We start from the raw sequence: 13,146 nt of genomic DNA, 5'->3' as shown, positions 1-13,146 counted from the left end.
AACAGAATTCACGCTATAATTTTCCGCACCTTTGAAATTACTATCTCAATTAAAGATTTAAATTCCCGATCTCGCAAAATCATGAGCATCGCAAAGTAAGCAAAAACTCCTGCCAAAACCTGCACTAAGAAACGCGAATAGATGTTGAGTGCCGGAATATCAACATAGAATACAACAAGAGCCATAACAACCGCTGATAAAATGCAAGGGGCGATCCATCTCAGCTGGACCCACAAACCAGCTCCAATTTGCTTATGCATGGCATGGATCACCACTGCGGTCGTTACAAACAAACAAATCAACTCGCCATAAAGCAATGCGCTGATTCCATAGCGAAACAACACAATAATCGAAAGAGTCAGGAGTGCCCGATTGAACAGCTCAAACTTTAGTATTTCCCCCGAATATCCACGTGCTTTAATGACGTCTAAATTAAGCATATAGATAACAAACAAGACGCCCGTAAAACACAATATGCGCAGATACGGAACGCTGGGCAGCCACTTTTCGCCAATCAAACAAATAATAAAATTGGGCGCAACAACCATCATGCCCATCAATAAGGGCATGGTAAACATGACTGAATATTTTAAGGACTGTGAAAAAACCTTTTTCATCTGCACAGGATCGTCCTGAATCTTACACATATAGGGGAAATGGACCTGTGTAATCATCGCGATCGGTGTGTAAGAGCAGAGCATCATAAAACGCTTTGCCCGTTGGAAAAACCCCAGGTCTGTGGCGGTATAAAGTTTCCCAATAATGAGTTGATATAGATTCTGATAGGTTGCATTCATCATACCAACACAAAGAAGTCGCGAGCCAAAACGAAACAGGCTTTTAAAAGAGGCGATACTAAATGCAAAAAGGGGGCGCCACGGGTGCAACACCCAAACCACAAGCACCATAGTGCCATGCATGACTAATCCCTGAACAACCAAAGCCCACACACCAAATCCAGCAAAAGCCATCCAGGCACTGACGATCCCGGAAACGACCACGCTGATGATGGTGGCCACCGTTCGAATTTTAAATAAAAACTCCCGCCGCAGCAACGCCAGTTGAACCACAGCAAAACCAATAATAAGAAGATTAAAAGCACTCCACCGCGTAATGCCCACAAGCCGTGGCTGATCATAAAACCTGGCAATGGCCGGAGCAGCCAACCAAAGAACAGCAACCATCAAGATGCTGATCATGAGATTAAACCAAAAAACAGTACTCTCATCGAGGTGGGTCGTATCCTTTTTTTGAATTAATGCGGATGCAAATCCCCCATTAATCAACGCGGTTGAAAAAGCGGTGAATATCGAGATCATGGCCACAAGCCCAAACTCCGAAGGTTCCAGCAAGCGAGCCAGAACAATGGATACAAAGAACTGAATACCTTGTTGGCCAAATCGCTCAACACCGACCCAAAAACCCCCACGCACTGCCTGCTTATTCATCGACAAGGCACATCCTCATTACCAAATTACTGATCGCTGCTTCATCTTCGAAGAACACCTTGTATAAGCCCGCAAGATCCGCGACTCTCTGAACAGGTAATTATCTAACAACCAGAGTCTCTCTAACTGTTTTTCTAACTGATTTCGCTGCACGAACTTCATCGGGAAGTGAACCAACCGCAATCACTACAATGATATTTTCGTTTTGTGGAATATCTAATTCCGTTTTCAGACATTTGTCAGTTTTGGCACGCACACACCAATTTAAAGTGCAGGCACCCAGACCAACATAATGGAGACTATAGAGAATACTCATGGTATATAAGCCACCGTCTATAAACGATTGATTGCGTTCTAAGTCACTATAAAATGTACAAAGATCCGTGGTCACAATGATGAAGCTGTCCACCTGGTAACCAAATCCTCGGTGTCCGTTTTGTAAGTTAAGCAACCGCTTTTTTGCATCCTCCGACTGGATCCAGTATGCCTTCCAGCTTTGACGATTGCAAACAGAAGGTGTCTTCCGTGCAATTTCAAGCGCTTCTTTAATTTTTTCTTTGGGAACCGGATCGGATCCGTATGCCCGCACTGAGTATCGCGACATCGCACAGGACTTAAAATCTCCCTTTGCTGACGCCATCCAGTCAGACAAGGCGATTTTTTCATAACCTGCGGCCGTTTCCTTTCCGCAGACTAACTCGTATATTTTTCCCCCAACGTCCCCTAGATCATGATTTTTTTCTCGGTGGAAATCTGCATATGCTTTTAAAATATCCAATGCGTTTGTATAGGCTAGCGCCTTCAAATCAAATCCACTTGAAACATAATTCTGAACAAGTTTTATTAGCTGTTCAATTTTTTCTTTACCATAACCCAGTCTAGGTTCAGGCAAAGACAACCCCCTCTCAATAATATGCGATGAAGCAAGGATCTCTGCACCTAATAAGCTTTCTCCGCCCCCGCTCGTTGTTTGAGAATAATGCCAAAACCGCTTAAAATCTGACTGATAGTCTTTCCAGCATCTAAATTTATCGCGCATCTTTGCCAATGCTAAGTAAATTTTCACTGGTAGAATCTTCCTTACAACTGCACCCAAAAACATAAAACTCCTCCATCAAAAATCTAATAAACTGTTCTACTTTGACGGCACTAACCCGCAACGTTCGTTTTTCCCAACTGAGCGACCCTAGCCGGCAAAGCATCATAATACTTTTCTTTAAAAAAAGGCTGAAGAACAGGGTAGTCATAACTTGCCAGTATCTTTTGGGCCAACTCGTAAGCATGATCCAACGACTCGGCAACCATGACAGAGTCATCATAGACCCCTTTAAACCAGTCCGCCCCCGTCGTCACCTTGTGATCTTTTGTTTTAATAACAATGACGGGAGTATTCGCAGCCAGAGAAAAAATCGTTCCATGATAACGATCTGTTATCGTCAATTTATATTTAGAAAATAGCTCAATCTGATTCGACACGAATTGTCCGAGATTTTCCCTGATTTTCAGATAATGAGTAGAAATCGTCGTATCGCCCATATCCACTGTATCCAAATCACTTAATTTTGATGCGAACTCATCCATCTCATCAGCTGAATAGAATTTCTCATAATCATTTCGACAGCACATAAAGATTCCGTGCCGCTGATGCTGAAAATTATATTTCCCGATCAAAGAGGTTACGATGTCCGGGTACAGCACATTTTGTACATCCGGAAACATCTTTAGGGCCTGTTCGTAGCTGACTTTATCCCTCGACAGGAAAAGCATATTCCGTGCTTGATTATACGACTTGGAGGTGCGTAAACGGTTCTCTTCCGAATGGAAAAAAATAGTCTGGGGCATCATCAAGATTCTGGCCGTAGGAAACCGGTCTATCACCACGCGGTGCATCAACTCATGACACCCTCCCCGATCCGCCGTTGTGAATCCGCTTTGGAAAAAAATCAGGTCGTTTGGCTTTATAACGCGCGCCAGCTTTCCCAGAAAACCGAACCGGGTATCCACAATGGTCGTGGCTTCGAACTCGTAGACGGGGAGAGATGGATAGTTACGGCCAATCCACTCCCGAATGCAAAAATACTGAGCCAAATCTCCCATATTTGAATGCTCTGTAATGCCAAAATAAAACACATTGGGAGCACTCTCTGCAGATATTCTCAACAACCTAGATGTTTCTTTATAAACATGAATAGATTGTCGAGCCCATTTTAAAGCTCTATACGGAGGCCTCAATATTGCTTTTATTATTTCATTTTTACATTTCATTTCACTCACCTGTTAAATCGTCAATGCGAAATTATCGACAACTTATTTTATGACTTGTGACAATTCGACCTCGGATTCCCCATTACCGGGAATGCTGATCTCTGAATCGCCCGGTTCCACCGAACTCTCCAGAAAATTTTTCTTCAAAATCCGCATCTGTGCCGCAATCAAAAGAAACTCCAGTATTTGCGAGTCCACATCTCCAAAAATCAGATAAAAGGAAAGCAAGTTGTACGTCATAAGTATCGTGAGAAAGACATAGTAGCGTGCAGCCAAGTTGTCCTGATTCATTGCATACCGCCGAACCGTTTGCCATCCGTCACGCACCACAAGCACAAAAAACAGGCTGAAAGAAATGGTACCGAGCAAACCATAATCAAGCAACAGGCTGAACGGTCCGCTATGATAGCGTCCCATGAAGTAATAGAATTCGCCCGTTCCATACCAGCTTTCATCCAACCAGGCAAATCCGGCTATGTCATGCGCAAAGCCACGACCAACCAGTAAATATTTTGGCACATTGGGAATGCAATAGTCCCTCCACATATCAAACCGCCAAGTACTTGTTCCTGTAGCCTTCAATGCAATATCTGCATCCACCGGCAGAAACGGAATAAAGGAAATCGACCGTTGAATCGAAGCTGGCAAAAGCGGTGCCGTCACCATTAAAACCGCCAATCCCGCAAATCCGATCATTCCCCACATCACGAACGTTTTCATACGGCTTTTTGAATAGTACATACTGGTAAAAAACACCAGTACGCCGATCCGCAGGATACGGCTGCGGAATCCAGTCAGCCCGACCAGCACAATGGCCAGCAGAATCAGAACGGTGCGCGTTTTTTGTTTTCTACAGAAAACATAGGCAAACGGTATCAGCGCATAGGCCAGCTTCGAAAATGAACCCCACCGTTCGATGCCCCCTTTAATAAATTTTTGCCCCAACGAATAGTTGGCTCCAACATGTATGAATCGGGTGATCCACCAAGATTGTGCCGGCCGAAAATAAACAAAAACCTCTGCGACCATTGGAATTATTGAAGCAAAGAGCATTGCAAACAGAAGCATTTTTACATGTTTATCCGTCAAGCGGATACGCACGACGGCAAAATAAAACAGAATGGCGGCAATAAATCCGATATAGGCCCCCCCTCCATAAGTTGATCCACCCATCATGCGGAACCCAACCCCGCGCACCATCATGATCAAGAAAATATTCAGAAGGAAAACCCACATCCAAATATCCATATCGCGTTGATATGAAAAAATACTTTTCTGCTGACGAATTGCCACATCCAATGCCGACCAGCCAATCATCATGAACAAGAGCAGCCGAGCAAGCGAAAGTGCCCCCGGCAAACCGGGCACAAGAAACCCGCCAATTTGGATGAACATAAGCAAGATCAACAAATGCGCAGGGTGGCTCAACAGTACGCTGACGATGCCGATCAAGGGAATCAGCAAACCGATGGCCGGCATGTTTTTCGAAAGCCCAAACCCAAAAAGATAGACCGTTAACGCGATTAAAAGAGCGGTCAGCATCCCCTGCTTAATTTTTACTGAATCTGTCAACTGGCTGTGCATGTCTTTAAATCCTTTTTCATCGTAATACGCTGCGGGCAGATCACTTTGCCGGGAACAGGCAAGAATAGCCCCGGATTGCCAAAGCACCGGCACTTTTGGGTAAATACGTCATCGCCCGCCAAAAATGACGCTTAATATTTTCAATCCGGCTACAGCGAAGAGGTGCGCTCCAATGCAACACGTCCGCAGCCAGCGGCCTGTCCCCCAGAAAAATGGCGTTTTTGCAGATGTGAAGGTATCGCCCACTCATTTCCTTTTCGCATGCTGGGCAGAACCTACCCGCTTCCTTCAACATCGTTTCCACATTCCTGGTTACTTCAAACATATTCCTCAAAATCGCCACATCCTTGTATTGGTCGGAGATGCGGCCATCACCATGCAACCGAACAAGAGATAAAACCTGATCCACATACGTTACACCGGGATCCGCCAACAGCACACGCATATTGTATTCCCAATCTTGGCATCGCAAGACCTCTTGATTCCAACCGCCTACCTTTGCGCAAAGCCGACGCCGATATACGGCAGATCCATTAAGCCAAAGCGGTTGCCCGGAAAACGCAGCAATCCGTTCTCCGTCGGCACAGGGTCTTCCGCTCAAAACCGACGGGGAACTCCAATCCGGCACGGTTTCGAACTTTCCGGACTTTGCGTATGCCAAGTCGTTTACAGGCGATGACTGGATCGATGATACCAGCGCTTCCAGATTTTCGGGATGCAGCAGATCGTCCGAGTCAAGAAACTCGATAAACTCGCCGCATGACTTCAGCAATCCAAGATTGCGGGCAGCGCATGCCCCTCGGTTTTCCTGCAATAGATACCTAAAGCGGAAGGATTCATCCTCAGGAATCCCCTGCCCCCATTTAGCAACGGCTTTGCCTGTATCATCATTTGACCCATCGTCCACCACAATGAGTTCAATGGGTCTATAGGTCTGCTCAAATACCGATTGCAGGGTTTCGAGCAATAGAACTTCCCGGTTGTAGGTTGGTACAATGACCGATACCAACTCCGGTTCAAAACTCGGTTCTATCCATGTTTTCCCGGCTGCATCATGTGTTGTATTCATGATTTAATCATCATCGCATTTATTCTTTGGCTTAAGACGGAAAAAATGATGTGCCATATATTCGGGAACCCTGTAGGAATCCTGAACAGCCAGCCCAACCCCCTTAAACACCGCCTTCAGATCCTCTACGCTAACGCCCCTCCCAATCTCCCAATAATGCTCGCCATCAAACTCCATCATGTCTCCACGCCTCTGCCGCTCGACCGCCCAACTCCTTTGCTTTAATTTAGGAAACTTGTAATTCAAGTAGTAGTATTGCGTAGCATTAGGAAGGCTAATAATGACCTGTTCCTTAGCAATAGAGGCCAGCCCCTTCATGGCATCCGGGAACATATCCCATGGCAAATGCTCCAAAACCTGGCAACAGACAACCGCATCATACGAGTTTTGGGCAAAGGGCAAATCAACAACGGATGCGACGAAATCAGGATTCAATGCGGGATCATGATCAACTGTATCTACTCGAATTCCGGCCTGCCGCAACACATAGGTTGCCACACCATTCCCGGGGCCGATTTCCAAGACCGTCTTTGCTCCCGAGTCCAATACCTCTTTGATTTGGTACGTATATGCGGCAAATCTTCCCGGCAGACAATATCCGGAAGTAAAATATAGGCTACGATCCACTTGTATATCCGCCACGGCCATCCCTCTTAGACCCTTCCAAGGTTTCTCGCCAAATTGATTCTTGCGCCCACGGCCATCAAATCTCTTAGTGGCTGGAATCCCTTAAACATCAAAAACAGAAAAACCATATAACTGAACACATACCCAATGGATTTCCCTACGAATAATCCAATGGGTTCCTTCCATGGAATATGACGAAACAGCAAAGCCACTGTTGCTACAGCTAATAGGCATGAAAGAAGCGGACGGAAAACTGCTCCCACAATCCTTATAAACGACAATTCAGCGCTGCGCCCCGCATAGGCCAACGAACCAACCGTATTGATAATGATTGCAAGGGAATAACAAAACGCCACCCCGTTAATCCCCCATTTGATGCCAATTATGAAAGAAGCAATGATTATCGGGGAACCGACCAACCCCCAGCGGAACACCCGATCGGAACGACCAACAGCCAAATGCAACCAAGCCTGGGTATTGTAAAGAGGTTGCAATAGACCGCCAATAGCCAAATATCCAAACACATCACTCACAAGAAGCCAGTTCGGCCCAAGTAAAAACACAACCAACTCCCGGCTCATTAGGTATGCTGCTCCAGCAATCGGACTCGCAACCAAACTAAGCATATAGAGAATATGTAAATAGTATTTATGGAGACGATCCCTATCTTCATTTAGCCGGCATAATGCAGGCAGGGCAACATGACTGAGAGGCCCAGATATCATCGAAATGGGCAGCATGAGAAGTTGATAGGCGCGCGAATAGATGCCCAATGCATCAGAACTGATGAATTTACCAATGATCACATTGTCCGCATTCCTCGAAAAATAGTTAAGAAAGTTGAATCCAGTCAAGTGCCCGCCAAATAACAGCATGCTTCGGGCGTTCGTTCCCCTTCTCATTCGTCCAGGAACCCAACGACAGAAAAAGAGGGTGAAACATAGATCTGTGAATGCGAGAACCAACGATCCCCCGACCAGCGCCCAGTACCTCCATCCGCAAACAGCCAAGGCAATTGTAGCCATAATGCTGATCACCTGACTGACGACTTGAATACGGGCTAATGTTCCAAACTGCATATGGCGCCGAAGAAGCGCTTTATGCTGAATCACCAAACCACTCACCATAAAAGAACATGCCAGCACGGCCGTCACGGCCGTCAACTCTGGTTTGCCGTAAAACTGGGCAATCAATGGTGCTCCAGCCAAAATACAAAGCCCCAAAACAACACTGACCCATACATTGACCCAAAACAGAGTACTGATTTGCTCATGTGTAATGTGGTCCTTTTGAACCGTCGCCATTGATAGCCCGGCGTCCGTGAACATTTGTGCGAAAGTGATAATGACTGTCACCATTCCAATCAACCCATAATCTGCCGGGGTCAACAAACGGGCAAGCACCGCCATGCTTCCTATTCTCAGGAAAAACTGTACCCCATGGGCACTCAACGTGGCTACACCACCACGCACAGACTTCCCGACCATATCCTGATCGAGAGCGTGCCCTTGAAATAAGGTTTCTTTATTGATTATCCTCATTTTTTCTAAAAGCAGTTGGTTATCAGAGACGGGTTTCTATTGGAAACCACTCCCAATTACGCGTGGCCAAAAATGGCTGTTGTTAGGTATTTTTACCACCTATGAGGCATGTGAAAAACAGCAGGTATTCCTGTGCCATGCGTTCCACCCGAAATCGTTCTCCAAAAAGGTTCCGGGCGTTCCTTCCCATTCTTTCCCGCCTCCCGCAATCGAACAGGGCATTGAGCTTTTCCAACCCCACATCGGTCTCATCCAGATCAAAAATACTTCCACTAACTTCTTCCTCTACTATTTCCGAAGCACCACCCTGAGAGGAAGCCACACATGGAATGCCCGCCCGCGCTGCCTCGATCAGAACAGTTGGAAGCGGATCAAACAAAGTGCTGGCGTGCATTAAGACATCGATTTCCTTGAATATGGCCGTTCGATCCTGAAAACCACGGTATTCAATTGAATACTGCTTCTTTAGTTTTTCGATGCGTCTGACCGTACTTTTCGATGCGCCTCCATAGAGCTTCCACACAACATCACCCGTTAATCGGGAAATCCATTGTTCAACAACCGAAAACCCTTTCCGATGCGGATGCTCCATTCCTAAGAAGCCGATGCGCAATTTCCCATCTTGAATCCCATCTCCTACAGGAATATCCACCAGACCGTTTCTGATGACGGTCATCGGACACCTGTATCCGTTTCGAATGCATTCCTGACGAACGGCTTCACTGACACAGACCAATTTTGAAAAACGATTTGCAACCCTATGCGCCCATTGCCAACGCCACCACGTCCGCAAAACATATTCCTGACTATGCCAGAGCATTTCTTTCCAGGAACAAAGACGTTTAAAATCCATTCCCCGCGGATTCCATAGAACCGGGCCATGCATTTTCCGGGGAAAAGGATTGTCGTGCAATACGCCGGCACATGGAACCGTCCATTGCCTGCCCAACCATTCCGATGCTGGGAAGGTACGGATGGTCCAAGACAACACCACATCGCACTTCGGTATGGATTCACATGCGGCTTTTACAGCCCGCAAGTTATCCAGCATGTGCAAACCGTTTTTCTTAATCGAAAGGTCGTGCCACTCAATGTCTGACTCTTTTGCCGCGTCATGAGGGCGGCTTCCTTCGGGAGCCAACAACACGAGTTGCAGATCCTCAGGCGTCCAGGCCTTCAATAATTCTTCCAGAACGATTTCTGCACCGCTGCCCACTCCAGAACATGGCGATATGATTAGGATGCGGTTCACAAGAGAGTTTTAAGTGTTAGGTTTTAAGGATTAGGAGAGAGCCCGTTGGCGAAGGTTTAAGTGATTAGGCATTAAGTTTTAGGAACTAATTGGCAGGAATTAGGATTCCGCTTAACACATAAAACATAACACTTAACTCCGGCCCCCGAGGGACTTAATTAAACCATGGAGCATGCGGGAGATGCTTTCGGCAACATTTAGCAACTCATCCACAACTTGCTTTTCTATGTATCCAATTTTAGAAGCAATATGCAATTGGGTTCGAACTTCTGCACAGGATCCTTTTGCAATATGCAGAAAGTGAATCGTTTCTTTCTTGGAATCACGTTCCATGCCTTCGGCAATGTTAGATGGAATGCTCACTGAAGCACGACAGATCTGATCTTTGAAGCCATAATCCCGGCATTTCTTCAATTCGGCATAAACCCCGTAACACTTAACTCCAACGAAGCTTTCCACACCTCCAAGTTTTCAAATGATTGGTACATAGTCGCCCTCGGCTCCTGATTTAAGAATTAAGTGTTTAGGTTTTAGGAAGAAATCTGTTTTAGGTTTTAAGCATTAGGTTATAGGCAGGGCGGTCTTAATTCCTAATACATAACCACCTAAAACAATCTTCTTCTTAACCCCCACTTAACGCCTAAACCCTAATTTCCTAAAACCCGCTGAAATCCTTTCAGCAAAATATCGACATGCTTACCCCATGAAAAACGTTCCGCATTACTGAATCCCTTTTCCTGAAGCTCACCTCGCAGGCGCCTATCTTTATAAACACGCTCTAGTTGATCGGCCAGCGCATCCGCATCCGCTGGGTCGTGATACAGAGCCCCATCCCCTCCGACTTCCGGCAATGAGGACGCATTCGATACTACGCAAGGCAGTCCGCACAGCTGCGCCTCAACAACCGGCATGCCAAAACCTTCATAGAACGAAGGAAAAGCCAGGACGTCGCATAGGTTGTAGAGCGTATTTAACTCGGTCTGAGAAACGAACCCGAGGTTAATAATCTCCACTCCATGTAACACCGTCTTCAGCCCACGCCTCTCTGTCCTCTGTCCTCCGTCATCTCTCCGAGCCGTAGCGCTCTCCGAGCCGGAAGCTGACTTCTGCCCTATCGGCTCCCCCGCCTTCACAAGCGTCACCGGCACTCCCCTACGCCCTAACTCCTCTACGGCCTTGAAAAGCGTTGGAAGGTTTTTCCGGTAAATGTTACTGCCGGCAGCCAGAACCAAGAACCGAGTTTCTAGCGCCCCATTCACCAGTTCTTTCGCCCTAGTGCCTACTACCTTATGCCTGGTGCCAAGCGGGTTTCGTGACAAATTTAAAATCTCTGATTCATCAAGAACTCTAAACCCGCAGTCAATTCCATTGGGATTGACGATGATCTTTTCTGCCGAAACGTCAGTTTTCTTAATTAGCTCTTGCCTCGTAAAATCCGACACGGTGAAAACAAGTTCTGCATTCTTTAGTTGTTCAATTCGTGTTTCCCATCGCCTTAGCTGTGCAGAGGTATACCCCTCCGGGTAGTCAAATTCTGCAACATCGTGAACCGTGATCGTCGTAGGGATGCTGGATTTAGGTATTAGGTTAGCGTAGCACTGGGAACTGATATGTAAAAGTGATGAGTAATGTGTATTGCGTAATGCGTAATCATCTATCCTGTTTAGAACACACGACTTCGTTGCTTTTGCAACAAGAGCGGGATAAAGCACCTTCCGGTTAATCTTTCTGAAAACTTTCCCGGGCGGAAGTTCTTTATGCAGCTCCCTCACCTTTACTCCCCAACTCCCCAACTCCGACACAATCGTTCTGTCACATTGCTTCAGACAAAAATACGGATCAGCATCCAAACACCCTGCAAAAAATATTTTTGGATCATTCATTAAATGAGATCGAACGCTTAATCCTGAGAACGGAAATGAACCGCAAAAGAACGACCAGACGGGAGTTGTTGCCACCGATAAACTCGGATAACAGAAATAGATAGGTAAATGTCTGAATTACTCCGTCAAGTGAGTGCCTTAGGCAACATATCTCATTGGCAATCAGTGTCCATCTGAGTTCATCCGTGGTTCCATTTCCCTGTTTAGGTTAATGGGCTGATTGGATTACTGCATAAGCCCCATCAATCTATGAAGGGCGAAGGTGTTGAGAGCTCGCAACGGTCAGCAACCTGCATCGCGGAGCGCATTTACAATTCGCTTGGCCGTCCCTCCATCCCACAAACGCGGGAAGTGCCCTCGACGATCAAAATTTAAAAACTGCTTAAAGGCAACGAGGATTCCCTCGGGGTCGGACCCCGTCAACTCAGAAACGCCTCCATGCTCGACCAACGTGACAGGCCGTTCAGTACTTTCACGCATGGTGATGCATGGCGTACCCAACACGCAGCTTTCCTCCTGCAGGCCACCGCTATCCGTCAGCATGATTTTTGCGCTCATATTAAGTTTGAGCATTTCATGATAGCCGACGGGATTGATCAGGATAATATTCGCACACTGCATGACCTCATCCCATAAACCAAACCGCTGAAGGTTTTTCTTGGTGCGTGGATGCACACTCCAAACCAACGGCATCTCAATGGAAACTTTATCGATCAACAGTCGGACCAGCGACTCAAGGGTTTCTTTGCTATCGACATTTGAAGGTCGGTGCATGGTGAGAACAGTGAAACTATTTTCACAGAGGTCGGAGACTGGAGATCGAAAATCAGTACTGACTTCTGACGCCTGACCGCTGACATCTGGAGGAATCAAGTTGCGCTGGATAATTTCATTTAAATCGAGCTCAGCCGCTTGATTCCGATTCGCCTCCAAAGTGTCGATCATGATATTACCGACAAATTTTATTTGCGACTCGGCATGCCCTTCACGGCGTAAATTTTCGTTGGCAAACTCGTCCGGCGTGAGGAGCAGGTCGCAAATGCTGTCGGTGACCATCCGGTTAATCTCTTCGGGCATGTGCAAATCAAAAGACCGGAGCCCCGCTTCGATGTGAGCAACTTTAATGTGATGCTTTTTAGCCGTAATGGAGCATGCGCAGGTTGCGTTGACATCCCCAACCACAACCACCCAGTCAGGTTTTTGCTCCAACAGAACCTTTTCGAACTCAATCATGGTGCGCCCGACCTGTTCAGCATGGCTGCCGGATCCAATGCCCAGATCAACGTCCGGATGCGGGATGTTGAGCGACTCGAAAAAAGAATGGGACATAGCCTTGTCGTAATGCTGTCCCGTATGCACAAGAAAGTGCTCAAATTGATCAGGGTGCTTTACCAATTCATGAGCAAATGGCGCAATTTTCATAAAATTCGGGCGCGCCCCGACAACCGACATTATTTTCATTTTCTTCATAGCAACA

11 protein-coding genes are annotated in these 13,146 nt (G+C 46.5%); all 11 read right to left on the bottom strand.

The genetic code is table 11. The features are described 5' to 3' along the window. Positions 1–8 precede the first annotated feature (8 nt). Positions 9–1,448 (bottom strand): lipopolysaccharide biosynthesis protein, encoded by a 1,440-nt coding sequence (locus tag SCARR_RS01505; RefSeq protein WP_136059764.1) that lies wholly within the window; start codon positions 1,446–1,448, stop codon positions 9–11. Positions 1,449–1,548: 100 nt separating this feature from the next. Next, complete coding sequence (locus tag SCARR_RS01500; RefSeq protein ID WP_168432879.1) at positions 1,549–2,514, bottom strand: nitroreductase family protein; 966 nt, start codon at positions 2,512–2,514, stop codon at positions 1,549–1,551. 83 nt (positions 2,515–2,597) lie between these two features. Next, positions 2,598–3,713: a polysaccharide pyruvyl transferase family protein gene (locus tag SCARR_RS01495; RefSeq protein ID WP_136059762.1), complete on the bottom strand. Its 1,116-nt coding sequence runs from the start codon at positions 3,711–3,713 to the stop codon at positions 2,598–2,600. A gap of 42 nt (positions 3,714–3,755) precedes the next feature. Beyond that, positions 3,756–5,297, bottom strand: coding sequence for a hypothetical protein (locus SCARR_RS01490; protein ID WP_136059761.1), 1,542 nt, complete (start codon positions 5,295–5,297; stop codon positions 3,756–3,758). A gap of 40 nt (positions 5,298–5,337) precedes the next feature. After that, on the bottom strand, positions 5,338–6,366 hold the full coding sequence (locus SCARR_RS01485; RefSeq protein ID WP_136059760.1) for a glycosyltransferase family 2 protein: 1,029 nt from the start codon (positions 6,364–6,366) through the stop codon (positions 5,338–5,340). 3 nt (positions 6,367–6,369) lie between these two features. Further along, positions 6,370–7,014: a class I SAM-dependent methyltransferase gene (locus SCARR_RS01480; protein ID WP_136059759.1), complete on the bottom strand. Its 645-nt coding sequence runs from the start codon at positions 7,012–7,014 to the stop codon at positions 6,370–6,372. A 5-nt stretch (positions 7,015–7,019) separates the two neighbouring features. Beyond that, on the bottom strand, positions 7,020–8,534 hold the full coding sequence (locus SCARR_RS01475; protein ID WP_136059758.1) for a lipopolysaccharide biosynthesis protein: 1,515 nt from the start codon (positions 8,532–8,534) through the stop codon (positions 7,020–7,022). A gap of 82 nt (positions 8,535–8,616) precedes the next feature. Beyond that, on the bottom strand, positions 8,617–9,750 hold the full coding sequence (locus SCARR_RS01470) for a glycosyltransferase family 4 protein (RefSeq protein ID WP_168432878.1): 1,134 nt from the start codon (positions 9,748–9,750) through the stop codon (positions 8,617–8,619). 168 nt (positions 9,751–9,918) lie between these two features. Continuing rightward, positions 9,919–10,245 carry a four helix bundle protein gene (locus SCARR_RS01465; protein ID WP_222846128.1) on the bottom strand — a complete coding sequence of 109 codons (327 nt, stop codon included), beginning with the start codon at positions 10,243–10,245 and terminating at the stop codon, positions 9,919–9,921. 188 nt (positions 10,246–10,433) lie between these two features. Further along, on the bottom strand, positions 10,434–11,669 hold the full coding sequence (locus SCARR_RS01460) for a glycosyltransferase family 4 protein (protein ID WP_136059756.1): 1,236 nt from the start codon (positions 11,667–11,669) through the stop codon (positions 10,434–10,436). A gap of 282 nt (positions 11,670–11,951) precedes the next feature. Beyond that, positions 11,952–13,139, bottom strand: a complete 1,188-nt coding sequence (gene wecB, locus SCARR_RS01455; RefSeq protein WP_222846127.1) for a non-hydrolyzing UDP-N-acetylglucosamine 2-epimerase — start codon at positions 13,137–13,139, stop codon at positions 11,952–11,954. Between the last annotated feature and the right edge of the window lie 7 nt (positions 13,140–13,146).

Source organism: Pontiella sulfatireligans (genome assembly GCF_900890705.1).
GTDB lineage: Bacteria > Verrucomicrobiota > Kiritimatiellia > Kiritimatiellales > Pontiellaceae > Pontiella > Pontiella sulfatireligans.
The sequence above is the reverse complement of the archived record's forward strand: the minus strand, read 5'-3'. Positions and strand labels throughout refer to the sequence as shown.

Coding starts and splice junctions, on each gene's coding strand:
- SCARR_RS01505 (WP_136059764.1), bottom strand. CDS start 1,448: ATGAATAAGCAGGCAGTGCGTGGGGGTTTTTGGGTCGGTGTTGAGCGA.
- SCARR_RS01495 (WP_136059762.1), bottom strand. CDS start 3,713: ATGAAATGTAAAAATGAAATAATAAAAGCAATATTGAGGCCTCCGTAT.
- SCARR_RS01490 (WP_136059761.1), bottom strand. CDS start 5,297: ATGCACAGCCAGTTGACAGATTCAGTAAAAATTAAGCAGGGGATGCTG.
- SCARR_RS01485 (WP_136059760.1), bottom strand. CDS start 6,366: ATGAATACAACACATGATGCAGCCGGGAAAACATGGATAGAACCGAGT.
- SCARR_RS01480 (WP_136059759.1), bottom strand. CDS start 7,014: ATGGCCGTGGCGGATATACAAGTGGATCGTAGCCTATATTTTACTTCC.
- SCARR_RS01475 (WP_136059758.1), bottom strand. CDS start 8,534: ATGAGGATAATCAATAAAGAAACCTTATTTCAAGGGCACGCTCTCGAT.
- SCARR_RS01460 (WP_136059756.1), bottom strand. CDS start 11,669: ATGAATGATCCAAAAATATTTTTTGCAGGGTGTTTGGATGCTGATCCG.
- wecB (WP_222846127.1), bottom strand. CDS start 13,139: ATGAAGAAAATGAAAATAATGTCGGTTGTCGGGGCGCGCCCGAATTTT.